23 protein-coding genes are annotated in these 24,547 nt (G+C 71.3%); 12 read left to right on the top strand and 11 right to left on the bottom strand.

The genetic code is table 11. From position 1 onward, the window contains the following. Nucleotides 1-14 precede the first annotated feature (14 nt). Nucleotides 15-1,610: an ABC transporter substrate-binding protein gene (locus tag QSK36_RS32945; protein WP_183532773.1), complete on the bottom strand. Its 1,596-nt coding sequence runs from the start codon at nt 1,608-1,610 to the stop codon at nt 15-17. A 130-nt stretch (nt 1,611-1,740) separates the two neighbouring features. Here QSK36_RS32945 and QSK36_RS32940 point away from each other — a divergent pair, with 130 nt between their 5' ends. Beyond that, nucleotides 1,741-2,403, top strand: a complete 663-nt coding sequence (locus QSK36_RS32940; protein WP_240809222.1) for an Lrp/AsnC family transcriptional regulator — start codon at nt 1,741-1,743, stop codon at nt 2,401-2,403. Between the two features lie 10 nt (nt 2,404-2,413). On the opposite strand, the gene QSK36_RS32935 is transcribed toward QSK36_RS32940, so the two are convergent. Together QSK36_RS32935 and QSK36_RS32930 are read right to left on the bottom strand one after the other, a co-directional pair. Next, complete coding sequence (locus QSK36_RS32935; protein ID WP_285785070.1) at nt 2,414-2,764, bottom strand: avidin-fold protein; 351 nt, start codon at nt 2,762-2,764, stop codon at nt 2,414-2,416. A 127-nt stretch (nt 2,765-2,891) separates the two neighbouring features. Continuing rightward, nucleotides 2,892-3,920, bottom strand: coding sequence for an ROK family protein (locus QSK36_RS32930; protein WP_285785069.1), 1,029 nt, complete (start codon nt 3,918-3,920; stop codon nt 2,892-2,894). Between the two features lie 462 nt (nt 3,921-4,382). Between QSK36_RS32930 and QSK36_RS32925 the strand changes: the two genes are divergently transcribed. Together QSK36_RS32925 and QSK36_RS32920 are read left to right on the top strand one after the other, a co-directional pair. Next, the gene (locus tag QSK36_RS32925; RefSeq protein WP_285785068.1) at nt 4,383-5,702 is read left to right on the top strand and encodes a cellulose-binding domain-containing protein; all 1,320 of its coding nucleotides are present in this window, start codon (nt 4,383-4,385) and stop codon (nt 5,700-5,702) included. A gap of 126 nt (nt 5,703-5,828) precedes the next feature. Next, nucleotides 5,829-6,410, top strand: a complete 582-nt coding sequence (locus QSK36_RS32920; RefSeq protein ID WP_183532766.1) for a hemerythrin domain-containing protein — start codon at nt 5,829-5,831, stop codon at nt 6,408-6,410. 62 nt (nt 6,411-6,472) lie between these two features. Here the strand turns inward: QSK36_RS32920 and QSK36_RS32915 are convergent, their stop codons facing one another. From QSK36_RS32915 to QSK36_RS32905, 3 genes are all read right to left on the bottom strand, one after another. Next, the gene (locus QSK36_RS32915; protein ID WP_285785067.1) at nt 6,473-7,672 is read right to left on the bottom strand and encodes a hypothetical protein; all 1,200 of its coding nucleotides are present in this window, start codon (nt 7,670-7,672) and stop codon (nt 6,473-6,475) included. Nucleotides 7,673-7,783: 111 nt separating this feature from the next. Beyond that, complete coding sequence (locus QSK36_RS32910; RefSeq protein WP_183532764.1) at nt 7,784-8,458, bottom strand: DUF6766 family protein; 675 nt, start codon at nt 8,456-8,458, stop codon at nt 7,784-7,786. Between the two features lie 94 nt (nt 8,459-8,552). Next, nucleotides 8,553-8,954 carry a hypothetical protein gene (locus tag QSK36_RS32905; RefSeq protein WP_285785066.1) on the bottom strand — a complete coding sequence of 134 codons (402 nt, stop codon included), beginning with the start codon at nt 8,952-8,954 and terminating at the stop codon, nt 8,553-8,555. Nucleotides 8,955-9,096: 142 nt separating this feature from the next. On the opposite strand from QSK36_RS32905, the gene QSK36_RS32900 reads away from it, so the two are divergent. Next, nucleotides 9,097-9,516, top strand: a complete 420-nt coding sequence (locus tag QSK36_RS32900) for an STAS domain-containing protein (protein WP_285785065.1) — start codon at nt 9,097-9,099, stop codon at nt 9,514-9,516. A gap of 23 nt (nt 9,517-9,539) precedes the next feature. Here the strand turns inward: QSK36_RS32900 and QSK36_RS32895 are convergent, their stop codons facing one another. Next, nucleotides 9,540-10,619: an MBL fold metallo-hydrolase gene (locus tag QSK36_RS32895; protein ID WP_285785064.1), complete on the bottom strand. Its 1,080-nt coding sequence runs from the start codon at nt 10,617-10,619 to the stop codon at nt 9,540-9,542. A gap of 207 nt (nt 10,620-10,826) precedes the next feature. On the opposite strand from QSK36_RS32895, the gene QSK36_RS32890 reads away from it, so the two are divergent. The 4 genes from QSK36_RS32890 to QSK36_RS32875 all read left to right on the top strand — a co-directional run bounded on the left by QSK36_RS32890 (nt 10,827) and on the right by QSK36_RS32875 (nt 15,951). Continuing rightward, the gene (locus QSK36_RS32890; RefSeq protein WP_285785063.1) at nt 10,827-12,179 is read left to right on the top strand and encodes a hypothetical protein; all 1,353 of its coding nucleotides are present in this window, start codon (nt 10,827-10,829) and stop codon (nt 12,177-12,179) included. A gap of 180 nt (nt 12,180-12,359) precedes the next feature. Further along, nucleotides 12,360-14,024 carry a urocanate hydratase gene (gene hutU, locus QSK36_RS32885; protein ID WP_240809237.1) on the top strand — a complete coding sequence of 555 codons (1,665 nt, stop codon included), beginning with the start codon at nt 12,360-12,362 and terminating at the stop codon, nt 14,022-14,024. Beyond that, entirely contained in the window at nt 14,017-15,264 is a 1,248-nt protein-coding gene (locus QSK36_RS32880) for an allantoate amidohydrolase (RefSeq protein WP_285785062.1), read from the top strand. The genes hutU and QSK36_RS32880 overlap by 8 nt, the downstream gene beginning before the upstream one ends. A gap of 372 nt (nt 15,265-15,636) precedes the next feature. Beyond that, nucleotides 15,637-15,951 (top strand): hypothetical protein, encoded by a 315-nt coding sequence (locus QSK36_RS32875; RefSeq protein ID WP_183532760.1) that lies wholly within the window; start codon nt 15,637-15,639, stop codon nt 15,949-15,951. Between the two features lie 137 nt (nt 15,952-16,088). Here the strand turns inward: QSK36_RS32875 and QSK36_RS32870 are convergent, their stop codons facing one another. The 3 genes from QSK36_RS32870 to QSK36_RS32860 all read right to left on the bottom strand — a co-directional run bounded on the left by QSK36_RS32870 (nt 16,089) and on the right by QSK36_RS32860 (nt 21,358). Next, complete coding sequence (locus tag QSK36_RS32870; RefSeq protein WP_285785061.1) at nt 16,089-18,518, bottom strand: Tex family protein; 2,430 nt, start codon at nt 18,516-18,518, stop codon at nt 16,089-16,091. Between the two features lie 585 nt (nt 18,519-19,103). Continuing rightward, nucleotides 19,104-19,484, bottom strand: a complete 381-nt coding sequence (locus QSK36_RS32865; RefSeq protein ID WP_183532756.1) for a hypothetical protein — start codon at nt 19,482-19,484, stop codon at nt 19,104-19,106. 125 nt (nt 19,485-19,609) lie between these two features. Beyond that, a complete protein-coding gene (locus QSK36_RS32860) occupies nt 19,610-21,358 on the bottom strand; it encodes a RecQ family ATP-dependent DNA helicase (protein ID WP_285785060.1) in 1,749 nt (582 codons plus the stop codon). Nucleotides 21,359-21,606: 248 nt separating this feature from the next. On the opposite strand from QSK36_RS32860, the gene QSK36_RS32855 reads away from it, so the two are divergent. After that, entirely contained in the window at nt 21,607-22,560 is a 954-nt protein-coding gene (locus QSK36_RS32855; protein ID WP_183532752.1) for a Ppx/GppA family phosphatase, read from the top strand. A gap of 126 nt (nt 22,561-22,686) precedes the next feature. Next, nucleotides 22,687-23,001, top strand: a complete 315-nt coding sequence (locus QSK36_RS32850) for a hypothetical protein (RefSeq protein WP_183532750.1) — start codon at nt 22,687-22,689, stop codon at nt 22,999-23,001. Nucleotides 23,002-23,091: 90 nt separating this feature from the next. On the opposite strand, the gene QSK36_RS32845 is transcribed toward QSK36_RS32850, so the two are convergent. Continuing rightward, on the bottom strand, nt 23,092-23,232 hold the full coding sequence (locus QSK36_RS32845; RefSeq protein ID WP_161628093.1) for a hypothetical protein: 141 nt from the start codon (nt 23,230-23,232) through the stop codon (nt 23,092-23,094). A gap of 131 nt (nt 23,233-23,363) precedes the next feature. Between QSK36_RS32845 and QSK36_RS32840 the strand changes: the two genes are divergently transcribed. After that, a complete protein-coding gene (locus tag QSK36_RS32840) occupies nt 23,364-23,855 on the top strand; it encodes a metallophosphoesterase family protein (protein ID WP_183532748.1) in 492 nt (163 codons plus the stop codon). Between the two features lie 37 nt (nt 23,856-23,892). Then, nucleotides 23,893-24,450 carry a DUF5709 domain-containing protein gene (locus QSK36_RS32835; protein WP_285785059.1) on the top strand — a complete coding sequence of 186 codons (558 nt, stop codon included), beginning with the start codon at nt 23,893-23,895 and terminating at the stop codon, nt 24,448-24,450. Nucleotides 24,451-24,547 lie beyond the last annotated feature (97 nt).

Below are 24,547 nucleotides of genomic sequence, written 5' to 3'. Positions count from 1 at the left end.
TCCCCGTACGGCGTCTACTTGGCGCCGAGGTCGGCGACATTGATCGTCCACACGGGGTGGTACTCCACGCCGGTGACGGACGCCGCCGTCACGATGTTCTGGCCCGGCTGGATCAGCGGCATGAACGGACCGGTCGCGTTGAGCTTCTGCTGGAAGTCGGTGTACGCCTGCTTGCGGTCGTCGTCGGTCACCGCGGCGCCGGCCTTGTCGGCCGCGGCCTCGACGTCCTTGTCCGCGCCCGCCTTCCATCCGGCCCGCAGGCCGACCAGCTTGCCCGGGGCGAACGACAGGTAGTTGCTGGGGTCGGGGAAGTCGGGGCCCCAGTACCACAGGCCCAGCTCCTCCTTGCCGTTGCGGTAGTTGTCCAGCGCGGTGGTGACCGGAGCGGGGGTCAGCTCGACCGTGATGCCGACCTCCTTGAGGTTGGCCTGGATGCGCTCGGCCAGCGGCTGGAACGACAGGCCGTTCACGGTCAGCTCGCTGGGGTACTCCAGCTTGACCGTGGGAGCGGTCACGCCGCTCTCCGCCAGCGCCGCCTTGGCGCCCTCGACGTCGCGCTTGGCCGCCTGGTCGGCCGGGAGCGCGCCGAGGAACATCGACGGGATGATGCCCGACGCCTGCGTCGAGCCCTCGCCGGCAAGCTCCAGCAGGCCCTGGTAGTCGATGCCCTTGCGCACGGCTTCGACGAACTTGGGGTTGGAGGTGACCTTGCTGACGCCCGAGTCCTGGTTGGCGAGCAGGAAGAACACGTACGCCGAGGCGGTCCGCTTGACCTGCAGGCCGCCGGAGATGCCGGCCACCTGGTCGCCGGACAGGTTCAGCGCCACCTGGCTGTCGCCGCGCTGCACGTTGAGCTTCTGCGTGGCCGACTCGACGTTGCGGATGACCACCTTGTCGTAGTACGGCTTCTTCGCGCCCCAGTACTGCGCGTTCGCCTTCAGCACGACCTGGCTGCTCACGTTGAAGGACTCGATCGTGTACGGCCCGGAGCCCGCCGAGGCGGAGTTCAGGTACTGCTCGGCCTTGTCGTTCGGGTCGTTCGTCGCGCCGTGCTCCTTGGCCGCCTTCGAGTTGAGGATGCCGAGGGCCGGGTTCGGCAGGATGTACGGAAGCGCCGGGTTCGGGGTCTTCGACGTCAGCGTGATGGTCGTGTCGTCGGTCTTGGCGATCTCCACGCCGTCGAGCAGGAACGACGGCGTGCCCTTCATGTCGCGCACGCGGGTGAGGGAGAACACCACGTCGTCGGCCGTCACCGGGGAGCCGTCGGCGAACTTGGCGCCCTGCCGCAGCTTGAGCGTGAGCTCCTTGCCGTCGGACGACAGTTCGTACGACTCGGCGAGCGACGGCACCGGCTTGGTGACGTCGGAGCCGTCGAACGTGAGAAGGGTGTCGTAGGTCGCCTTGTCGACGATCAGGCCGGTCGGCTCGTAGGTCCGCCCCGGGTCCGCCGTCTTGAGGTCGAACGAGGTGTCGATCACGAGCGTCTTGCCCGCGGCGCCGCTTGGGGTGCTGCTGGACGAGCCGCCGCCGGAGCAGGCCGCGAGGGCGAGGGCGCCGGTGAGCACAACCGGGAGCAGGCCGGCCCTCACCTGCCACGAACGGGTCGTCATTATGTGTCCTCCGAAAACAGGCCAACTCTTGGCCGTATGGACGTTTGGTCGCCGATCGTCCAGGATTGTCCGGCAGAAAGTCCAGCTCGTGCGGCCAAGCCGAGACGAATCTCCCGTGGAGGAACAAGCAGTGACCGAAACGTCAAGCAACTCGGGGTCCGGGGGCGGCGCCACTGGACGGATCGGCATCGGCCTGGAGCTGGACGCCACCCATCTGAAGATCCTCGAGGTGCTCAGGGACAACGGGCGCGTCTCGGTGTCCGCCCTCGCCGAGCGGGTGGGGATCTCCCGGGCCAACGCCTACACGCGCTTCGAGGCGCTGCGCGCCGACGGCGTGATCAGGCGCTTCACGGCCGAGATCGACCACCAGCGGGCCGGCCTCGGCATCGTCGCGCTGATCTTCGTGACCGTGCGCCAGCAGATGTGGCCGCAGTTCCGCGCCCAGCTCGCGCAGATGCCGGAGGTGGAGTACTGCGCCATCACCACCGGGCAGCACGACGCCATGATCCAGGTGAGGATGGCCGACGTGGCCGAGGTGCACGCGATGGTCACAGAACGCCTGGCCAACATCCCGGCCGTCAAGGCCACCGAGACCGTCTTCATCCTCGACGAGGTGCTCAGGCGGCCGTACGTGCTGCCGAGCGACAGGGAGCGGGACCGGGGCCGCGGCGTCCCGCGGCGGCCCGCCCCCTCGGCCTCGTCGGAGCCCGAACAGGGACAGGGGCTGCCGCTTGGCAAGATGCGCTTCGTCGGCGCGGCCGAGGGCCGCGCCGCGCTGCGCGATGCGACGTAGCAGGGACGAATCAGGAGACCACTTCGGCGCAGACGCTGACGTGGGTGGCGTCGTCGCCCTCGGACTGGAACTCCTCCACCAGGCGCAGCCGGCCGTCCTCGGCCGTCTCGACGCGGCTGGTGCTGCGGCCGCTCGCGCGTTCGCCGGTCTTCAGCAGATGGACGTAGGACAGCTCGATGCGGTCGGCGTCCCGGGTGCCGACGAACCGCCCGTGGATGACGGTGTCGCCCGTGTAGTGCCCCCAGATGACGCCGCCCGACTCCTCGTACGCGAACTCGGTGGGCGCGTCGGCGTCCACCGCGCTGGCCGTGGAGCTGATCATGACGAAGCGGCGGCCGTTCAGCAGGTCTGTGTCGTTCACGAGTCCGCATCGTGCCGAACCGAACGAGATTCGCAACCCGCTCTGGACGTTCCGCTCACCGGACCCCGGCCGGGCGGGTGATCCGTCCAGATCACTCGCCGTGGCCGGGCCCGATCGTGAACAGGTGTCAGCGGCCGACGATCTCGGCGAGGGCGGCGAGCGCCGCGCCCCGGGCGCCGGCCATGTCGAGGTCCTCGACCAGCGTCACCGTGGCCACCCGCCGCTGCTCCTCGCGCAGCAGGGTGTGCTCGCGGACCTTCTCCAGGAACCACTCGCGGAAGTGCGGGGCCGCCTCGACCACCCCGCCGCCCAGGAAGTACGCGTCCGGGTCGGTGAAGTTGGCCGCGATGGTGAACAGCCTGCCGATGGCCATGGCCTGCTGCTCGAAGACCTTGAGCGCGAGCGGGTCGCCGTTCTCGGCGTAACCGCGCAGCAGCTTGGCGGCCTTCCCAGCGGGCTCGACACCGTGGAGCTCGTGACCGGGGAAGCGGGTCAGCCAGTAGGGCAGCAGGTTCTTCTCGATGCCCGTCAGCGAGGCGACGCTCTCGGCGTCCCCGACGAAGCCGCAGTTGCACTCGGGCAGCGGTTGGCCGTCCTCCAGCAGGCCCTGCAGGGGGATGTGGACGTGCCCGAGCTCGCCGGCCATCCCGGCGGCGCCCTTCACCACGTGTCCCGACTGGATGACGCCGCCGCCGAGGCCGGTGCCGACGATCGCCGAGACCGACGAGTGCTGCCAGGCGTCCGGCCCGAAGCGTACGTGGTGGGAGTAGAGCGCCGCGGCGTTGCCGTCGTTGTTGTAGACGACCGGCAGCCCCAGCCGGGACTCCAGGGCCCCGCGGAAGTCGAAGCCGAACCAGCCCGGATCGACGAAGTTGGTCGCGCCCTTCGAGGAGATCACGCCGTCGGCGCTGGCCGGGCCCGGGGTGTCCAGGCCCACCGCGCGCACGGTGGAGCGCGGCGTGCCGGTCAGTTCCAGCACGTTGTCGAGGGCGAGCAGAAGCTGCTCGACCGCGACCTCAGGACCCTCCCGTACGAGGCTGGGGGTCTCGACCATCCGGTCCACGAGGAACCGCCCTGAGGCGTCGAGAACGGTCGCGTTGTTGCTTGTGCCGCCGTTGTCGAGCCCGACGACGACCCAGGACCCTGCATCTGCCATTGGGGGTTGTCCTTTGCGTTCGCGCGTGTCAGTGCGAAGACTACGAGAGTCGGGCGCTCGGGGGCACCGGCCGGGGCCGGACAGGCAGGGGCGCGTGCCGTGCGCGGGTGCGCAGCGGCCCGGGGGCGAGGGCGCGCCCGGGTGCCCACGGTGAAAGATTCAGTTCGCGCCGTCGCCCGCGCCCCGCCGTCTCCGGCCCATGTCGTGCCCGTGAGCTGCGCGGGCGTCGTCGCCGCTCGGGCGGGACCGGCCCGGGAGCGGCGGCGTCCGTTGACCCGTTCCGCGACCCGGAGAAAACATCTGCGTCCGGGGGCCGCAGCGTCGCGACCCATCTGTCCCAGTGGCCGCGGCCCCGAGCGGGAGCGCCTGACCTCGCCTGTCCATGCTCGTTCCGGCAGGAGGGCGGGACGCGCGAGCCGGGTGGCGTGCCGTACGAGCAGATGCGCAGAAATCGAGGTACGCATGAAGCAGTTCCGTCCCGTCCGAGGGCATCGCCCCGCCGCCCGCGGCCTGCCGGGCTCTCCGGCGGCGCGCCTGGTCGCGGCCCTGGCCGCGCTGGTCGCCGGCCTCGTGGTCGTGCTGGTGCCCGGCCCCGCGACCGCGGCTCCCGTCTGCAAGGTGGACTACACGACCAACCAGTGGCCGGGCGGCTTCACCGCGTCGGTGCGGCTCACCAACCTCGGTTCGGCGATCAGCGGATGGACGCTGCGCTGGACGGCGGGCACCGGCCAGCAGATCACCAACGCCTGGAGCGCCCAGGTCAGCCAGTCGGGCACGACCGTGACAGCGACCAACGTCGGCTGGAACGGCTCGCTGGCCACGGGCGGCACCACCGACTTCGGGTTCCAGGGCACCTGGTCGGGTAGCCTCACGACGCCGTCCGACTGGTCGCTGAACGGCGTGTCGTGCGGCGACACCTCCTCTCCCTCTCCCTCTCCCTCGCCGTCGCCGTCGCCGACCGTGGACCACTCGCCGTCGCCGTCCCCTTCGCCCTCGGCGTCACCGTCCCCTTCACCGTCCCCTTCGCCCTCGTCCTCGCCTTCGCCTTCGCCGTCCCCCTCGCCCAGTCCTTCGGTGACGCCGTCGCCGTCCGGCTGCTCGGGGAACGGCCTGGTCGTCTGCTCCGGCTTCGAGGACCAGTCGGGCACGCCGTCGGGTGAGTGGCAGGTGACCACCCCGAACTGCTCGGGCACCGGCACCGCCACGATCGACACCGCCACCGCGCACAGCGGCGGCAGGTCGCTGCGGATCAACGGCGGCGGCAACTACTGCAACCACATCTTCGCCGCGACCACCAAGAACGTCTCCGCCGTCTCGCCCGTCGTGTACGGGCGCATGTGGGTGCGCCACACGACCGCGCTCCCGACGGGCCACGTCGCGATGATCACGATGTCGGACTCCAGGGACGGCGGCAAGGACCTGCGCATCGGCGGCCAGAACGGCGCGCTGCAGTGGAACCGGGAGTCCGACGACGCCACGCTGCCCGAGCAGAGCCCCTCCGGCGTCGCGCTGAGCGCCCCGCTGCCCGTCAACCGCTGGGTCTGCCTGCGCTTCCAGATCGACACCACGCAGCAGGCGATGCGTACGTACCTGGACGACCAGGAGATCGCCGGCCTGCGGGTGGACGGCACGCCGACCACCGACGTGGACGCCCAGTGGCTGCGCCGCTCCACCGCGCCGCGGCCCACGACGTTCCGCCTCGGATGGGAGAGCTACGGCGGCGACTCGGACACCCTCTGGTACGACGACGTGGCGCTGGGGTCGAGCCCGATCGGCTGCTGATCACCGCGCCCCAGGGGTAAGTAGCCGGGTGTCCGCCAAGTGCGGTCAGGTTCGACCGTGGTCCCGTTTCGTCCGGCGCCCGGCCTCCCATGGGAGGCCGGGCGCTGTATCCGAGGGGAGAGGGACATGACCGACGTGCAGCACCCGGTGCCCGAACTGATGAAGGAAGGCGACGTCGTCGACCTGCTCGTCCACCAGCACGGGCTGATCAGGGACATGTTCGACGAGGTGGAGCACGCCGCGCCGGGCACGCGCCACGAGCCGTTCCGGCGGCTGGTGCGCATGCTGGCCGTCCACGAGACGGCGGAGGAGGAGATCGTCCACCCCTATACCCGGCTGCGGGTGGACGGGGGAGCGGGCGTGGTGGCCGACCGGCTCAAGGAGGAGCGCGAGGCCAAGGAGATGCTCCGCAGGCTGGACGAGATGGGCCCGGAGCACCCCGGCTTCATGCCCGAGCTGAACAAGCTGCGGATGGCCGTGCTCACGCACGCGCGGGCCGAGGAACGCTACGAGTTCACCAGGCTCCGAGCCGAGACGACGGCGGCCGAGCGGCGGGCGATGACGCTCGGCGTCCGGGCCGCCCTGGCGATGGCCCCGACCCGTCCGCACCCGGGGGTGGAGTCGATGACGAGGAACCTGCTGCTGGGCCCGCCCGCGGCGATCATGGATCGGGCGCGCGACCTGATCCGGCAGGCGCTGCGCAGGTAGGGACATGATCCCCGGCCCGGGTCCGTACGCATACGCGCGCGGGCCCGGGCCGGGGCCCGTCCTCAGTGGGTGCGCAGGCTGTAAAGAGGGTGGGTGCCCTCGGTCTCCAGGCGGTACTCGTCGCCCGACCTGGCGCGGTTCTCGTCGATGACGCGCTCGCTGGGCGGTTCCTCCCCGCCCATGAGCTGCTCCTGCCAGCGCTGGAACCGCTCGTGGGCCTCCTGGACATACCCGGTGCCCAGGGTCGTGTAGTCGATCTGCGTGGCGATCAGCTCGCGCAGGTACTCCTTGTTCGGCTCGAACGTCATCGGCTTCGGCAACTCCCGGGCCACCAGCTGCTCCGGGTCGCGCCCGTCGTGCTGGCGGAACATATCCGCGGCGATCCGCAGGTGCTCCAGCTCCATGTTCAGATGCAGCTCCCAGATCGCCCTGATCCTCGGGTCGGACTCGGTCTCCATGAACGAGTGGTACAGGTAGCACTCGTTGTACTCGTGGTTGAGCCACTGCTCCCACCACGACTCGCCCGGATCGAGCAGCGACTCGTAGTGCGTGACGTGCTCTTCCTCGATGAGCCCGATCTCCTGGTAGAGCTGCCGCGCGATCGGCTCCATGTACATCGGGCCGACGTTCATGTAGAAGTTCATCGTCTGCTGCTCGGCGGACATGACGGTCAACGCGTGCAGTTTGGAGATCGCCTGCGCCGTCTCCCGGTTGTAGTGCTCGCGGACGTTGTCGGCCGGGTTGCGATGGTGCATCTTCGTCGGCCGGCCCGGCATCACCTCGGTCAGCTGGTCGACGATCTTCTCGGCCTTGCGGTGCTCGATCATCTCGTACAGGTTGGCGTACCGGTACAGATGGTCGAAGTCCTCCAGCACGCCGAACTGGTAGGCCTGCTTGAGATAGGGGTCGGGCTCCATCCGGGCCACCCAGGCGGTCAGGTCCACCGCCACCTGCTCGTAGGCGAGGGTCGTCTCCAGCACCGAGGCCACCCCCGGCAGCAGCCAGTTGACCGCCTTCTGCTGCTGGGCCTCGATGTAGCGCACCTCCGCCAGGCGCTGCCGCACCTCCAGGTCGGGGCAGCGCCTGGCGAAATGATGGCTGAACATGATCGCTTCGATCTCGATGCCGTTCATCGTGATGATCCGGCACCGGGTGTAGGGATCGGCGCGGTCAGGATCGATCGGCGTGACATTCAGCTCGCGCCAGTTGCGCAGCTGCCGATCCAGCGGTATCCCCCGCTCCTGCAGCGGATTGAACGTCATCTCGGTGCTCCTCCCCACGATTGGCGCTGGGCGTACCCAAAGCGTGGAATACGACAAACGTGGACATTCGGAGGCTTTGACCGGGATTGTCATCCGGTGGCGTGGGGTCCCTCAGCCGCTGGACGCCGTCTCGGAGTGCGGGTCGCCGACCTTCTTCGACTGCGGTGAGCCCCGCTCGCGCAGGAAGATCGCCAGCAGGACCATGGAGGCGACCGCCAGGAACTCCGACTGCCAGTTCTGCAGGGTGCGGTTCCAGAAGTCGGGGGAGGTCACGTAGCCGCCCCAGCTGACCGGGTCCTCCAACTGGGCGAGTTGCTCGTTGTTGTACGCCGCGAGGCCGGCGACCGACTGGGCCAGCCAGGACAGCAGGAAGAGCAGGCCCATCGCGATGCCCAGGGAGTGGCTGAAGACCGTCCGCCGCCAGCCGTCCGCCGCCGCCCAGGCGGGGGAGCCGGGGGCGGCGTGCGGGCCGACCTTCTGCTCGGCATCGGACTCCAGGCCCTCCTCGCCCCTCTTCTTCGACTCCGGCGAGCCGCGCTGGATCAGCCAGACGGTGATGAGGATGTAGAGGAAGAACTGCAGGTACTCCGACTGCCAGTTCTCGGCGACGTCGACCGCGAAGCTCGACGAGGTCACGTATTCGGCCCACGTGACGGAGGAGCCGCCGTTGGCCGCCTGCTCCTCGTTGAAGGCCGCCGCGCCCGCGACCGACTGCCCGGCCAGGGCGGCCAGGAACAGCAGCAGGAAGCACAGGGCGAGCGCGTTGTCCCTGACCAGACGCTTCATCGCCGCTACCTCCCCGCCAGGCCGACGACGATCACGTACGCGAGGACCAGCGCGATCGTGACCAGCAGCACCGCGTAGAGCGTGCGCGCACCGTTCACGTGTTCACCTCGCATTCGTACGGCTGCCCTGTGTACGACTGATCCGGGCGGGGCTCGCAGCCCGCGGCCCGCACCCGCCAGCCGTCGGGGAACCGGTGCAGGAAGAGCGTGTCGCCGTCCACCCGTACGCGCGCCTCGTCGCCCCAGACGTCGACACCGCGTACCGCGCCCGCCCGCAGCCCGACCGACACGATCTGTTTCTCGCAGTCGTCCAGCGATCGCGCGGCCTCGGGGGCCAGGAGAAGGCACGCCTGTCCTCCCCGGCCTTCCCCTGCCGCGGACAGGAACCGCTCCGCTGTCGAGGTGACCGAGGTGCCCTCCGCCGAGGCGCACCCTGTGGTGATCAGTGCGGTGGCGACCAGCGCGAGGCAGACGACCGCCGTTGCTCGCATGCCCATGGACCGCGACTACCCGGGTGGCGGAAGTGAAACCTGAGCAGAGTTTTCGTCGGCGATATGGGATTAATCACCCGTCGCGCGTAAAATGGACGGGGCCGGAAGCGGTCCGGATAGGCTCGTCTCACCAGCGGAGGTGGGACCCTTGCACGACTTCCAGGTGTCGGTGGCGCAGTCGCCTCCCTTCACTCTCGTCACCCTCAGCGGCGAACTCGATGTGATCACGGTCCCCCGGCTGCGTGAGAAGGTGGCCCCCCTCCTTGCCTGTCCCGCGACGCGCATCCTGTTCGACGTGGAGAAACTGCGGTTCATCGACAGCGCCGGCATGAGAGTGCTCATCGACGCCTGCGTCCGCACGCCGCCGAAGGACGGCGACGGCGCCGTCTGCGGGATGAGCCCGCAGATGCGCCACCTGTTCTCGCTGCTCGGCCTGATCTCGCGGCTCACCGTGTATCCGACCCGCGCCGACGCGTTGAGCCATCCGGCGGCCATGCCCTCTGACACGGCCCACACCGACACGACCCACCCGGACACGACCCACACCGACACGGCCCGGATGAACTGACCGGTCGGCGCGGAACCGGCTCCTCACATGATCGTCTGCCACCAGCCGTCCACTGGCGGCGGGTCGTCGAGCGTGACGCGCTCGCCCGGCCGCGGCACCACGAGGCGCACGTCGCGTGCCTTGGCCTCCCGCCACAGCTGGTCGATCGGGTCGTTCCAGGCGTGCGGGGCGAGTGAGAACGTGCCCCAGTGCACCGGCAGCAGCACCCCGGCGCGGACGTCGAGGTGGGTGAGGATCGCCTCCTCGGGCGTCATGTGGATGTCCGGCCAGCCCTTGCTGTAGGCGCCGATCTGGATCACCGACAGGTCGAACGGCCCGTACGTCTCGCCGATCGCGGCGTACCCGTCGAAGTAGCCGGAGTCGCCCGTGTAGAAGACCCGCCGGCGCTCGCCCGCGACCACCCACGAGGCCCAGAGGGTCTGGTCCCGGCGGAACCCGCGGCCGGAGAAGTGACGGCCGGGGGTCGCCACGAACCGGAGGCCGGACACCGTGGCCTCCTCGTTCCAGTCGAGCTCGATGATCCGGGACGCGGGCACCCGCCACCGTTCGAGATGGGCGCCGACCCCGAGCGGCACCAGGAACGGCGCGGACTGCGTGCGGGCCAGCAGGCGCACCGTGTCCATGTCGAGGTGGTCGTAGTGGTCGTGCGAGATGACGATCGCGTCGAGCTCGGGCAACTGGTACAGGGGCACTGGGGGAGGGTGCAGGCGGCGCGGCCCGGTGAACGACGCCGGGGAGCAACGCTCGCTCCACACCGGGTCGAGCAGCACCCGCCGCCCCTCGATCTCGATCAGCGCCGAGGAGTGGCCATACCAGACGGCGTCGAGGTCGCCGCCCTGGGACGGACCGGGAGTCATCAGGGGAACGGGCAGGCGGGGCTTGCGCTGCGTCCGGCGGAGGAACTCGCGGGCGACCTGCTGCCTGGTCCCCGGCGGGAGGATGGGACTGGGCGTCGTGTTGCGGAACGCGCCGTCACGGAACTGTTTCGAGCGCCGCACCCGACTCGCCCGCTCGCCCGACGGCCGCGCCCCTAAGGCGGCGGGGACGTTCCGCACCGCCCACACCGCCGCCGCCAGGGCGGCCGCTCCCGCGACGAGCCCCACGCGACGGCCCAGGTTACTACTTCTCAAACCACCGGTCTTCAACGGCAATCTCCTTGCTGGGTTCTGCCGATCAGACTAGGCAATCTCCGCGCCGGTCGCGCCGACGGCGCCTTGCCTGTGGACAACCCTCCCTGGAGACTGCGTGTTGAATGAAAGTATGCAGACCGAACGGCCCGGCACGGGCAGGCGAGGCGAGGCGAGGGGACGATGAACACCGGCCACAACGCAGACGACGGCCCGGCCGGCCACCGCGATAACCGCGATGGCCGCGATGGCCGCGATGACCGCGATGGCCGCGACGTCGCGGGTGACCTCGGCGGCTTTGACGGCCTTGACGGCGACGCCGCGTCCCGCCTGCTGCGGCTGTTCGAGGGGCAGCGGCTGACGCCCGTGCAGCGAAGGATCGCCCACTGCCTCGCGCAGCACGCCGCCGAGGCGCCCTTCCTGTCGAGCATCGAAGTGGCCGAGCTGGCCGGGGTCAGCCAGCCGTCGGTGACCCGCTTCGCGATGGCGCTGGGCTACAGCGGATACCCCGGCCTCCGGCGCAGGTTCCGCGAGCTGGGCGTACGGCCCGGCCGGGGACGGAACGGGGCGGACGCCGGCCGGGGACGGGACGGCGTCGGCCGGAATGGGGAGGACGCCGGTCCGGATGCCGGCCCCTCCGCGCACGCGGCTGCCCTCCGGCTCTCCGACGGCGGTGCGGCCGTGCGGAGCGGAGGCCGGGAGGGGGCCGGGGAGACGCTTCCTGCGACGGCGGGGGACTCTCAGCGCCCGTCGTCGCGACCCGACGCGCCCGCGCGCCCTGTGCCTGAGGATCTCGCGCCCGCGGATCCCGTCCCCCGGGGTCCCGCGCCCGCGCGCCCGGCGCCTCAGGATCTCGCGCCTCAGGATCCCGCGGCCCAGAATCCAGTTACCGCGGATCCCGCCCCTCTGGGTCCCGCGCCCGCGGATCCCGCGCCCGGCCTGGATCGGGCAACGGGCCCGGGTGGCGAATACCGGCGGGCCGTGCTGGCGGAGATCGAGAACCTGCGCGCCCTCGCCCGGTCGCTCGACGACCCCGGACCCGTCGCCGCGGCCGCCCGCCTGCTCGCCGCCTCGCGGCCGCTGCCGGTGCTGGGCCTGCGGGCCGCCGCGGCCCAGGCCGCCGGGTTCGCCTACTTCGCGGCGAAGGTCCACCCCGACGTACGGCCTCTGCATGAGGCGGGGTCGCTCCTGGTTGACCGTGTCGAGCAGGCGGCGGCGGCCGGGGCGACGGCTTTGCTGTGCTTCGCCCTGCCGCGCTACCCGGCCGAACTGGTGGACGCCCTCCGGGCCGCCCGCACGGCCGGGCTGGCCGTCGTCACGGTCGCGGACCGGCGGGTGCCGTCCCTCGCCGCTCTGTCGCACGTTCTGCTCACCGCCGCGGTGGGCATGCACCTGGTGTTCGACACGGCGTGCGCGCCGATGATGCTCGGCCGGGTGCTGCTCGAGGCGATGTGCGACGAACTGCCCGGGGCGCAGGCCCGCCTGGAGGCGTTCGAGGCATCGGCATCCGCCCGTGGAGTGTTTCTCATTGACTGAATCTATTCATTCACCCAGGATGGATTGGGACTCACTGAATGGGACCATGCGCCGCGCGCGCGGGTGGAAGGAGGACTCGTGGCCGACGACGGCGGCAGCGCCCTCGACGACGGCGCTCTCAACAACAGGGCTCCACACGACAGGGCGCTCGACAACCGGGCTTCCGGCGACCGGGCTCCCATCCGAGCTCCGCGCGGCGGCACCCTGAACACGCGGGGCTGGCAGCAGGAGGCCGCCCTGCGCATGCTCATGAACAACCTCGATCCCGAGGTCGCCGAGCATCCGGAGCGGCTCGTCGTCTACGGCGGCAGCGGCAAGGCGGCCCGCGACTGGCCGTCGTACGACGCCATCGTGCGCGAGCTCACCACCCTGCGGGCCGACGAGACGCTGCTGGTGCAGTCGGGCCGGCCGGTCGGCGTGATGACCACCCACGAGTGGGCTCCCCGGGTGCTCATCGCCAACTCCAACCTCGTCGGCGACTGGGCGACGTGGCCGGAGTTCCGGCGGCTGGAGCGGCTCGGGCTCACGATGTACGGGCAGATGACGGCCGGTTCGTGGATCTACATCGGCACTCAGGGCATCCTGCAGGGGACGTACGAGACGTTCGCGGCGGTCGCGGCCAAGCGGTTCGGCGGCAGTCTCGCGGGGACGATCACGCTCACCGCCGGGCTCGGCGGCATGGGCGGCGCGCAGCCGCTCGCGGTCACGATGAACGGCGGCGTGGCGATCTGCGTCGACTGCGACCCGCGCAGCGTCGATCGCCGGATCGGCCACCGCTACCTCGACGTCCGGGCCGAGAGCCTGGACGAGGCGCTGCGCCTGGCGTACGAGGCCAGGGACGCGCGCCGCCCGCTGTCGATCGGGGTCGTGGCCAACGCGGCCGAGGCCGTGCCCGCTCTGCTGGCGGGGGGCGCGGAGATCGACATCGTGACCGACCAGACCAGCGCGCACGACCCGCTGGCCTACCTGCCGCTGGGCGTCGCGTTCGAGGACATGGCCGCGCTGGCGCGCAAGGACCCCGAGGGCTTCACCCGCCGGGCCCGCGAGTCGATGGCCCGGCACGTCGAGGCGATGGTCGGCTTCCAGGACGCGGGCGCGGAGGTGTTCGACTACGGCAACTCGATCAGAGGCGAGGCGAGCCTCGCCGGATATGCCCGGGCGTTCGATTTCCCGGGATTCGTGCCGGCCTACATCCGGCCGCTGTTCTGCGAGGGGAAGGGCCCGTTCCGGTGGGCGGCGCTGTCCGGCGACCCGGCCGACATCGCGACGACCGACCGTGCGATCCTCGATCTCTTCCCCGACAACGAGCCGCTGGCCCGGTGGATCCGGATGGCGGGGGAGCGGGTGCGGTTCCAGGGCCTGCCCGCGCGGATCTGCTGGCTGGGGTACGGCGAGCGCGACCGGGCCGGCGAGCGGTTCAACGACCTCGTCGCCTCAGGGGAGATCTCCGCACCCATCGTGATCGGGCGCGACCACCTCGACTGCGGCTCGGTCGCCTCGCCCTACCGCGAGACGGAGGGCATGCTGGACGGCTCCGACGCGATCGCCGACTGGCCGCTGCTCAACGCCATGGTCAACGTCGCCTCCGGCGCGTCCTGGGTGTCGATCCACCACGGCGGCGGGGTCGGCATCGGGCGTTCCATCCACGCCGGACAGGTCACCGTCGCCGACGGCACGCCGCTGGCGGGGGAGAAGATCCGCCGGGTGCTGACCAACGACCCCGGCATGGGCGTGATCCGGCACGTGGACGCCGGATACGACCGGGCCGCCGAGGTCGCTCGGGAGCGCGGCGTACGCGTTCCGATGGCCGAGGCGGAGCCGGCCGGCCCCGACGCCGATGTCTGAGGGGGCGGCGCGGGCCCTGCCGGAGGAGGTGGCGGACGGCTTCCGCCGGATGTGGCGCGACCTGCTCCCCGTGGGCCGGTGCGACGCGACGGGCGGCTACCGCCGGCACGCCTGGACGGCGGCCGACACGGAGTGCCGGGCCTGGTTCGCCGAACAGGCCCGGGAGCGTGGCCTGACGTACGAGACCGACGGCAACGGCAACCAGTGGGCCTGGCTGGGAGATCCCACGACGGGTGACACCGTGGTGACCGGCTCCCACCTGGACTCGGTGCCCGACGGCGGGGCGTACGACGGCCCGCTGGGCGTGGTGGGAGCGTTCGCCGCGCTCGACGCGCTGCGGGCGCGCGGCCTCCGGCCGGAGCGGCCGCTGGCGGTGGTGAACTTCACCGAGGAGGAGGGCGCGAGATTCGGCCTCGCCTGCCTGGGATCGCGGCTGATGACCGGCGCCGTCCGCCCCGAGACGGCGGGGGCGCTGCGCGACGCGGACGGCGTCACCCTGACGGCGGCGATGGAGCGGGCGGGACGCGACCCGGCGTCCACGGGGCGTGACGACGAGCGCCTCGCGCGGATCGGCGCGTTCGTGGAACTGCACGTGGAGCAGGGCCGCCACCTCGCCGCCACGCCGCACCCGGTCGGCGTCGCCTCCGCGATCTGGCCGCACGGCCGCTGGCGTTTCGACTTCCGCGGGGAGGCCAACCACGCCGGGACCACCCGGCTGGAGGACCGGCGTGATCCCATGCCGGTGTACGCGGCGGCGGTGCTGGCCGCCCGGGCGAACGCCGAGCGCCTGGGGGCCCTGGCCACCTTCGGCAGGATCAGGGTCGAGCCCAACGGCACCAACGCCATCGCGTCGCTGGTCAGCGCCTGGCTCGACTGCCGGGCGCCGGACGCCGCCCTGCTGGACAGGCTCGTCGAGGAGACGGCCCGGGCGGCCGAGGGGGCCGAGGTGATCCGGGAGTCCTACACGGCGGTCGTGAACTTCGACGTGCCCCTGCGTGACCGCGTCGCGCGCGTACTGGGCGGCGCGCCCGTGCTGCCCACGGGGGCGGGACACGACGCGGGCATCCTCGCTGGCGAGGTCCCGGCGGCCATGCTGTTCGTGCGCAATCCCACGGGCGTCTCGCACTCACCGTACGAGCACGCCGAGGAGGCCGACTGCCTCGCCGGGGTGGCCGCCCTCGCCGCCGTCCTGGAGGACCTGCTCACGTCGGCCGCCGACGGCCTCGACGCGGCTTGCTGAGCGTGCCGACGGCCCCGGCGCGGCTCGCTGAGCGGGCGGACGGCCTCGCGACGGGCGACGCGGAGGCAGTCGTGAGGACCTTCGAGGTCATGGAAGCAACAATCGGAATCCCAAATCAGGGGAATTCACTTCGGGTCTTGGCAAAGCCGTAATCGCCGACCTGTTCGAGTGGGGGCAGATATCCCCGCACTTTCGGGCTCATGTGCTTTTTGATGCCAAAAATGCTTATTTGCTCCCTGATGGGTGACTGGGGCGTTTGCTGCCTCTAGCGTGAGAACCAGGGTCCAGATCCAGGGTTCGATGGATCGATTCGAGCTCCGTGAATTCGGATGTCGTCCGCTTTCTCGTCACGGAGCCGACGGAGGGATACCCATGTTCAAAGAAGCATTGGCTGCTGCCGTCATGACGGCTTCGGCCCTCGTCGTCCCTGTCGCGATGCAGACGCAGCCCGCCAACGCCGCCGGCACGACCGAGCAGGTCATCCGGCCGTCCACCACGGGGGACTGCCCGGGAGGCAGCTGCCGCGGCAGGCACCACCATCACCGTCACCACCGCCACCACCGGGAGAGGTTACCGCAGCAGCAACAACAGCAACAGCAGCAACAGGGCCGCGGCGGTCAGCAACAACAGCAGCAACAGCAACAGCACGGCCGTGGGGGTCAGCAGCAGCAACAGCAGCAGCAGTGACCCAATGACCGTCCATCGTGCCTGATCAACCCTGTGCCCCGCGTATCGCCTCGCGGGGCATTTTCCGTCGCCGGCGGACGCGGGCCCGGCGCGCCGAAGGCGGCGCCGGGCCAGAGAGGCCGGATCGAGTGGGACCGTCAGCGGGAGCGGCGGTCACCGGAGCCGGGATCGGCCAGACCCGCCCGGCGTAGGGCCTCGGCCATGGCCCCGCCCACCGGCGCGCCGCTCGAGCCCCGGCCGTTGCCGCGGCCCGACCCGCCCCTGCCGCCCTGGTTCTGGCCCCCCTGGTTCTGGCCGCCCTGGTCTTGGCGGGACGGGTTCTGGCGGGACGGGTTCTGGCGCGGCTGGCCGCGGCGGCCGGCCTGCCGGTCGTCGCGGGCCTCGCCGTTCGGCCCGCCCCTGCGGCCGTTGCCCGCCGTCTCGTCGTCCAGACGTAGCGTGAGCGAGATGCGCTTGCGCTGGAGGTCCACGTCGAGCACCTTGACCCGGACGATGTCGCCGGGCTTGACCACCTCGCGGGGGTCCTTCACGAAGGAGTTGGACATCGCGGACACGTGGACCAGGCCGTCCTGGTGCACGCCGACGTCGACGAACGCCCCGAACGCGGCCACGTTGGTGACGACGCCCTCCAGGATCATGCCGGGCGACAGGTCGGACGGCTTCTCGACGCCCTCCTTGAAGGTGGCGGTCTTGAACGCCGGGCGGGGGTCGCGGCCCGGCTTCTCCAGTTCCTTGAGGATGTCGGTGACGGTCGGCAGGCCGAAGGTGTCGTCGACGAACTCCGACGGCTTCAGCGAGCGGAGCGCCGAGGTGTTACCGATCAGCGTGCGCAGGTCGCCCTTGGTGAAGTCGAGGATGCGGCGCACCACCGGGTAGGCCTCCGGGTGCACGCTGGAGGCGTCGAGCGGGTCGTCACCGCCGGGGATCCGCAGGAAGCCCGCGCACTGCTCGAACGCCTTCGGGCCGAGCCGCGGCACCTCCTTCAGCCCGGTCCGCGAGCGGAACGGCCCGTTGGCGTCACGGTGCGCGACGATGTTCTCCGCCAGTCCGGCGCCGATGCCGGAGACGCGGGTCAGCAGCGGGGGGGACGCGGTGTTGACGTCCACGCCCACCGCGTTCACGCAGTCCTCCACCACCGCGTCGAGCGAGCGCGACAGCTTCAGCTCGGACACGTCGTGCTGGTACTGGCCGACGCCGATGGACTTGGGGTCGATCTTCACCAGCTCGGCCAGCGGGTCCTGCAGACGCCGCGCGATCGACACCGCGCCACGCAGCGAGACGTCCAGGCCCGGCAGCTCCTGCGAGGCGTAGGCCGACGCGGAGTACACCGAGGCCCCGGCCTCCGAGACCACGATCTTGGTGACGTGCGGCATGTGCTTGACCAGCTCGCCGGCGAGCTTGTCGGTCTCCCGCGACGCGGTGCCGTTGCCGATGGCGATCAGCTCCACCTTGTGCTCGGCCGCCAGCCGGGCCAGCACCGCGAGCGACTGGTCCCACTGCCGCTTGGGCTCGTGCGGATAGATCGTCTCGGTGGCCACGACCTTGCCGGTGCCGTCCACGACCGCGACCTTCACGCCGGTGCGCAGCCCCGGGTCGAGGCCCATGGTCGGCCTCGCCCCGGCGGGGGCGGCGAGTAGCAGGTCGCGCAGGTTGGCCGCGAACACGCGCACGGCCTCCTCCTCGGCCGCTTGCCACAACCGGGTGCGCAGATCGATGCCCAGATGCACGAGAACGCGGGTCCGCCAGGCCCAGCGCACGGTGTCGAGCAGCCACTTGTCGGCCGGGCGGCCGAGGTCGGCGATGCCGAAGCGCCGGGCGATCCGCGCCTCGTAGTCGTTCGGCTCCTCGGCCTCCGGGTCGAGGGTGAGCGTGAGCACCTCCTCCTTCTCGCCCCGGAACATCGCGAGGATGCGGTGCGAGGGCAGGCGGGTGAAGGGCTCGAAGAAGTCGAAGTAGTCGGAGAACTTGGCCCCGGACTCCTGCTTGTCCTCCCGCACCTGGGAGATCAGCCGCCCGCGGGACCACATCCGTTCCCGCAGGTCGCCGATGAGGTCGGCGTCCTCGGCGAAACGCTCGACCAGGATGGCCCTGGCGCCCTCCAGCGCACCGGCGGCGTCGGCCACGCCCTCGCGCACGTACCCCTCGGCGGTCGCCTGGGGGTCCAGCGACGGGTCGGCGAGCAGCGCGTCCGCCAGCGGCTCCAGCCCCAGCTCCCTGGCGATCTGCGCCTTGGTGCGGCGCTTGGGCTTGAAGGGCAGGTAGATGTCCTCCAGCCGGGCCTTCGAGTCGGCCTCCATGATCCGCGCTTCCAGGGCCTCGTCGAGCTTGCCCTGCGAGCGGATCGAGTCGAGGATGGCGGTCCGCCGCTCCTCCAGCTCGCGCAGGTAGCGCAGCCGCTCCTCCAGCGTGCGCAGCTGGGCGTCGTCGAGCGCCCCTGTGGCCTCCTTGCGGTAACGGGCGATGAACGGCACCGTCGCCCCGCCGTCGAGCAGGTCGACGGCCGCGGTGACCTGACTCTCGCGCACGCCGAGCTCTTCGGCGATCCGCTGCTGAATGGACGTGGTCACGATCCTGATCCGCCTTCTTCCGAGTCCGCCCTCTCCGGGGGCCACCCTCTCCGGAGGCTCTCATTCTGCCGGATCCGCCGGGCCCCCTCGCTCCACCTGTGGACAACCCGTGCGGGCCGCGATGTCGGATGCTACCGCCATCGAATCTTCCGCCCGGCCATTGGAGGAGAAAGGACGATGGACTTATCGTCCTTGTCGCGCATATGGATCCCGGTATGCCGCTCGACGCGGACACGCTGCGATTCCGGCCCGCGATGCGGTGGGAATTGCGCGACGCGCCTTTCACGGCGGCATGACGTTGCGCCGCACGGAGACGCACTCCCTGTTCGAGGGAGCCATCACCCTGACCGAATACCGCGATCCGTTCGACGACGCCGTGCGCTTCGTGCTCGAAAGGATCCGTGAGTCGGGCGGGGACTGGCGGGTCATCGACTATCCGAGCCGCGATCTGGCGGAGACGCGATACGAGCAGTCGGTGCGGAGCAACGCCGGCGAACGCTACCCGTACAAGTCGAGCGACGTGGAAGCGGTGCCGGTCGACCTCCACCGACCTCCGCCGGAGGACGCCGCGGCCCGGGCGCGTGCTCAGCGGACGTGGAGCCGCTCGTACAGACCGGCGCCGGTCAGCAGCAGGAGCGCGAGGGTGAGCAGCGCGTGCGACGCGAACGGCGCGCCCCGGGCGGGCGTCTCGCCGGCCGGGGCCTTCAACGCGGGCCGGCCCAGCGTGATCTCCGGATGGTGGGCCAGGTAGCCGGTCGGGAACGTGGTCACGGTCCCGCAGCCGCATCCTGGGCAGGTCATCCCGGACCAGGGCGGCTGGACGGCCACGTCGTCCCGCGTCCACACCACGACGTCGATGCCCTGCTCGTCGCGCGCGCGGCGGACGACGTACTCCTCCTCCCAGACGCGCAGGCAGTGCAGGCACTCGAACGGCCACGTCTCCCTGGTGCTGATTGCCTCCCGCACCGGTACCACCCCCGAACTCACGACCTCCGCCTACGAGTCTCAACACAGGGTGAAACCACTGCAAGTGGTGCGAAGGACACGAACAGTAATGATTGCCCAGCCGGGCGGGTGCTTCTCGTGCTCCGTCAGACCACTTGGAGCAGCTCGTCGACCAGGCCGAGCGCCAGCGTCTTGTATCCCACGGAGTCGAACAGCACGGTGATCCGGTCCTGCTCGCGGCTCATCACGATCCCGTGTCCCCACTCGGCGTGCCGTACGTTTGCGTGCATGGGGAACCGCCCGTCGCCGGTCTCCGGCGGGGTCGCCGTCCCCGAGCGGCAGGTGTCGCAGTCGCCGCACGACCGCTCGTACGGCTCGCCGAAGTACTCCAGCAGGAAGCGGCGCCGGCAGCCGGTCGTCTCCGCGTAGCCGCGCATCATCTCCAGCCGGGAGTCCTCCATCCGGTGCCGGAGATCGTCGATCTCCACCGCGCGGGCGGCGGCCTCGTCCGGCGGCGGGCCGTCCGGCGCGTAGTGCAGGGAGCCACCGTGGCTGACCTCGACCGCGCCCGCCCGTTCCAGCAGGTTGACGTGCGAGGTCAGCCTGGCGGTCCCGATGTCGAGGAGCTCGCGCAGGTCGGCGGCGGCCACCTCCCCGCCGTGCTCGTGGACCAGCGTCGCGACGCGCCGCATCAGGGCCTCGTCCGCGCGGCCCGAGGCGAAGAACTTGCGCAGCCCCAGGTCCTCGGGCCGGTAGAACAGCACGGTCTCGGCCGGGTTGCCGTCCCGGCCCGCCCGGCCGATCTCCTGGTAGTACGCGTCGAGCGACTCGGGGGGCGCGGCGTGCAGCACGTAGCGCACGTCGTGCTTGTCGATGCCCATCCCGAAGGCCGAGGTCGCCACGACGGTGTCGAGGTCGTCGTCCTGGAACCGCTCGTGGATGCGGCGGCGTTCCTTCGCCTTCATCCCCGCGTGGTACGCCTCGGCCCGGCGGCCGCGCTCCTTCAGCAGGTCGGCGTACTCCTCGGCCTGGCGCCGCGTCGCCACGTAGACCAGCCCCACGCCGTCCAGCCCGGCGGCGTGGTCGGCCAGGGCCCTGCGCTTGTCGTCGTCGCTCGTGAACCGGTGGACCTCGAGATGCAGGTTGGGCCGGTCGAATCCCCGCACGATCTGCTGGGCCCCGATCAGGCCGAGCGACTCGACGATCTCCTCGCGCACGGTCGGCGCGGCCGTGGCCGTCATCGCGATCACCGGGGGATGGCCCAGACGCTCGATGACCTTGCCGAGCCGCAGATACTCCGGCCGGAAGTCGTGGCCCCAGGTGGAGACGCAGTGCGCCTCGTCCACCGCGATCAGGGAGGGCCGGGCCTGGGCCAGCCGCTCGACCACCTCGGGCTTGGCGAGCTGCTCCGGCGACAGGAACACGTACTCGGCGTCGCCCGCGGTGACCTGGTCGAGCCCCGCCTCGACCGAGCCGGCCGAGTTGACCGCCACCGCGCCCGCGGCCCCCGCCTTGAGCAGGCTCATGACCTGGTCGCGCTGCAGGGCGATGAGCGGCGAGACGATGACCGTCGGGCCCTCCAGGAGCAAGCCGGGCACCTGGTAGACGGCCGACTTGCCGCCGCCGGTCGGCATCACCAGCAGCACGTCGCGCCCCGCGAGCAGGAGCTCCATCGCCTCCTGCTGGCCCGGGCGCAGCTGCTGCCAGCCGAAGGCCTCCCTGGCCGTGGCCCGCAGGCGCCTGCCCCTGCGTCCGTAATGCCGGCCGAAGCGGCCCCCCGCCCAGCCTCTGGCCCAGCTTCCCGACCAGTCCCTCGACCAGCCGCCTCCCGTGCCGCCGAGCCTGTCACCGGCCCTTCCACCGGACAGGCCCCCGTACCTCTGCCTGACGCTCATTCCACCGCACCCCCTCGCCCGATCGGCCTGCAACTACCCGAGCGGAAAGGGCCGAACCGGAATAGCGTCACGGACCCGGCGGCTCAGAGCCGGTATGAGAGCGAGTCTCGGCATCCCCGCGCTGACCGCGCATCGCTGCCTGACCGTGGCCGAGGGCGTCGTGGACGTCGCGACGGAGTGAGCCCCATGTGAGTCCGAGGGCCGGGAGGGGCGGTGGATCTTTCCCCGGCGGGCGGTAGCGTCGGGGCATGCGACTCGGAGTCCTGGACGTCGGTTCCAACACGGTGCACCTGCTGGTGATGGACGCGCATCAGGGTGCCCGGCCTCTGCCCGCGTTCTCCCACAAGGAGGAGCTGCGGCTGGCCGAGCATCTCGTCGACGGCGACAGGCTCAGTGAGGAGGGCGCGGCGCGACTGGGGGCCTTCGTGCGCGAAGCGGCCCGCATCGCCGAGGACAAGGGCGTGGAGGACCTGGTCGCCTTCGCCACCTCGGCGGTCCGCGACGCGGTCAACGGCGAGGACGTGCTGGCCCAGATCAAGGCCGACACCCGGGTGGACATCCAGGTGCTGTCGGGGGACGACGAGGCCAGGCTGACGTTCCTGGCCGTCCGCCGCTGGTTCGGCTGGTCCTCGGGGCGGCTGCTGGTGACCGACATCGGGGGCGGGTCGCTGGAGATCGCCTCCGGCATCGACGAGGAGCCCGACGTCGCCGTCTCCCTCCCGCTCGGCGCGGGACGGCTCACCCGCGACTGGTTCACCGCCGACCCGCCCGATCCCGAAGAGGTCCGCGTCCTGCGGAGGCACGTACGCACCGAGATCGCGCGGACGGTCGGGGCGGTCGCCAGGTACGGCAGGCCGGACCACGCGGTCGCCACGTCCAAGACCTTCCGCCAGCTCGCACGCATCGCGGGGGCGGCGTCGTCCAGCGAGGGCCCGTACGTCAAGCGGACGCTGACGCACGAGGACCTGGTCGAGTGGACGGCCCGGCTGGCCACGATGCCGGCGGCCCGCCGGGCGGAGCTTCCCGGCGTGTCCGCGGGGCGGGCCGCCCAGCTTCTCGCCGGCGCGGTCGTCGCGGACGCCGCGATGGACCTGTTCGAGCTGCCGGTGCTGGAGATCTGCCCGTGGGCGCTGCGGGAGGGCGTGATCCTGCGCAGGCTCGACGGCCTGCCCATGGGTCGGCCCCCGCTAGCCGATCAGTAAGGTATGAGGGCCATCCAAACGGGGCAAGGCACCAATAACCGGCAATTTCCGTTCCTCTACGTGGCAGGTGATCTTCCGCCGGCCACCGGAGTGCCGTAATCGGGGTCGACCTCTGGAGGAATCTAAATGGTGGAGCTGCTGGGAGCCGTGGTCTCCCTGGCGGCGGTGGCGGTGCTGGTGCTCGGAGCCGTGGTGGTCATCGCGATCGCGACCCTCGTTTGGCTGGGTGCGATGGCGGTGAGCACCGGGCGCGAGTCCTATGGGCGGGCGAAACCCGTCCCGGCGGGCACGGATGCGGACGCGTCCGGGATATCGCCCGTCAACGCGTCCGGGATAGCGCTCGTCAACGCGTCCGGCAACGGACACGTGAACGGGCGCGCCGCGGGCCGGGGCGTGGACCGGCAGGTCCGGACCGTCGCCGCCTCCGCGCGTCGCGCGTAGCGAGGCCCACGCCGGCGTCAGCGTCCCCGTCAGGTCTGTCCTGGCGGGGACGCCGTCGTCTGGGGCGCCTCGCTGCCGGACGGGCCGCCGTCAGCGGCTCTCCCTGCTCTGGCCGGACAGCGTCTTGACCAGCTCGGTCAGGTGGGCGACCTGAGTCTCCAGCCCGCGTACGCGCGCCTCGAGCTCGGACAGGGTGGGGGCCTGGTAGCCGTCGGCGATCTGCCTGCTCATCGTTCCTCCCAAGCGGGACCGGCCGGGGGAGACCGGTGTAGGGGTGCAGGACATGAGGGTCGTGCGGGTCGTGGATCTCTATTCCCCGAATATGTGATTTGGCACCTCTTCTCCGCGGGGAAGATGGAACGGTGAAGGTCGTCGTGCTCGCGGACACCCATGCTCCCCGGCGCTGGAAGTCCTGCCCGCCCGCGGTCGCCGAGCACCTGCGGGGGGCGGACCTGATCCTGCACGCCGGCGACGTCTGCACCGCCGACGTCCTGGTGGAGCTGTCGGCGTACGCTCCGGTCCACGCGGTGCTCGGCAACAACGACGGCCAGGACGTCGCGGCCTGGGGCGCCCCCGAGACGCTCGAACTCGACCTCGGCGGGCTCCGGGTGGCGATGATCCACGACAGCGGACAGGCCGCCGGACGGACCGCGCGCATGGGGCGCCGCTTCCCCGAGGCCGACCTGGTCGTCTTCGGCCACTCGCACATCCCCATGGATCTGACCGGCGACGGGGTGCGGGTGTTCAACCCCGGCTCGCCCACCGACCGCCGCCGTCAGCCGCACGGCACCGTCGGAATACTCGACGTCGAGAGCGGCGTGCTGCGGCGGGCCGAGATCGTCCCCGTCACCTGACCTGCCTAAGGGCCGTACGGCGGGGCATGGGGCCGGTATGAGAGAGAACAAACCACAGCCCGACCCGCGTTCGCGGTTCGAGGACGAAGGCATTCCGGACCTGCAGGAGGGCACGCCCGAGCAGCAGTGGGCCGAAGACCCGCAGGAGATGCCGCTGCCCGGCGACCGGCCCCTGGGCCTCGACGAGTACGGCACCACGCCCAACGAGATGCGCGAGGGCGAGTCCCTCCGCCGTCGCCTCTCCCGCGAGGTCCCCGACGTGGACGTCCGGTTCGGCACGGAGCCGGGCACGGCGGGTGGCCGTCGTGAGGAGAAGGCCGGCGAGGCCGACGACGAGCTGCTCGACTTCTCCGAGGACGAACTGGCCTACTCCTCGGGAGCCGAGGCCGACGTCCTCGGCGAGAGCGGCGACCAGCCGTACGAGAGGTACGGCGCCGGCGCCGCGGAGCCCGGCCAGGCCGGCCGGCTCGTCGATCCGGACGGCGGCATGGGCGTGGACACCGAGAAGGACATGATCGCCGAGGACGTGGGGCCGGATTTCGGCGGCTACACGGCGGAGGAGCAGGCGATGCACATAGAGGACGAGACGCCGTAGGACGAGACGACACAAGACGGGACGACACAGAGCGAGACGCCACAGGCGGAGACGGCGGCGGCCGTGCGGCCGGGCCGCCGCCGCACGGCGTGAGGGG

It is taken from the genome of Microbispora sp. NBRC 16548 (genome assembly GCF_030268985.1).
Taxonomy (GTDB): Bacteria; Actinomycetota; Actinomycetes; order Streptosporangiales; family Streptosporangiaceae; genus Microbispora; species Microbispora catharanthi.
This window is presented reverse-complemented; position numbering and strand designations above follow the sequence as displayed.

Coding starts and splice junctions, on each gene's coding strand:
- QSK36_RS32945 (WP_183532773.1), bottom strand. CDS start 1,610: ATGACGACCCGTTCGTGGCAGGTGAGGGCCGGCCTGCTCCCGGTTGTG.
- QSK36_RS32930 (WP_285785069.1), bottom strand. CDS start 3,920: ATGGCAGATGCAGGGTCCTGGGTCGTCGTCGGGCTCGACAACGGCGGC.
- QSK36_RS32925 (WP_285785068.1), top strand. CDS start 4,383: ATGAAGCAGTTCCGTCCCGTCCGAGGGCATCGCCCCGCCGCCCGCGGC.
- QSK36_RS32920 (WP_183532766.1), top strand. CDS start 5,829: ATGACCGACGTGCAGCACCCGGTGCCCGAACTGATGAAGGAAGGCGAC.
- QSK36_RS32915 (WP_285785067.1), bottom strand. CDS start 7,672: ATGACGTTCAATCCGCTGCAGGAGCGGGGGATACCGCTGGATCGGCAG.
- QSK36_RS32910 (WP_183532764.1), bottom strand. CDS start 8,458: ATGAAGCGTCTGGTCAGGGACAACGCGCTCGCCCTGTGCTTCCTGCTG.
- QSK36_RS32905 (WP_285785066.1), bottom strand. CDS start 8,954: ATGGGCATGCGAGCAACGGCGGTCGTCTGCCTCGCGCTGGTCGCCACC.
- QSK36_RS32890 (WP_285785063.1), top strand. CDS start 10,827: ATGAACACCGGCCACAACGCAGACGACGGCCCGGCCGGCCACCGCGAT.
- QSK36_RS32880 (WP_285785062.1), top strand. CDS start 14,017: ATGTCTGAGGGGGCGGCGCGGGCCCTGCCGGAGGAGGTGGCGGACGGC.
- QSK36_RS32875 (WP_183532760.1), top strand. CDS start 15,637: ATGTTCAAAGAAGCATTGGCTGCTGCCGTCATGACGGCTTCGGCCCTC.
- QSK36_RS32860 (WP_285785060.1), bottom strand. CDS start 21,358: ATGAGCGTCAGGCAGAGGTACGGGGGCCTGTCCGGTGGAAGGGCCGGT.
- QSK36_RS32855 (WP_183532752.1), top strand. CDS start 21,607: ATGCGACTCGGAGTCCTGGACGTCGGTTCCAACACGGTGCACCTGCTG.
- QSK36_RS32850 (WP_183532750.1), top strand. CDS start 22,687: ATGGTGGAGCTGCTGGGAGCCGTGGTCTCCCTGGCGGCGGTGGCGGTG.
- QSK36_RS32845 (WP_161628093.1), bottom strand. CDS start 23,232: ATGAGCAGGCAGATCGCCGACGGCTACCAGGCCCCCACCCTGTCCGAG.
- QSK36_RS32835 (WP_285785059.1), top strand. CDS start 23,893: ATGAGAGAGAACAAACCACAGCCCGACCCGCGTTCGCGGTTCGAGGAC.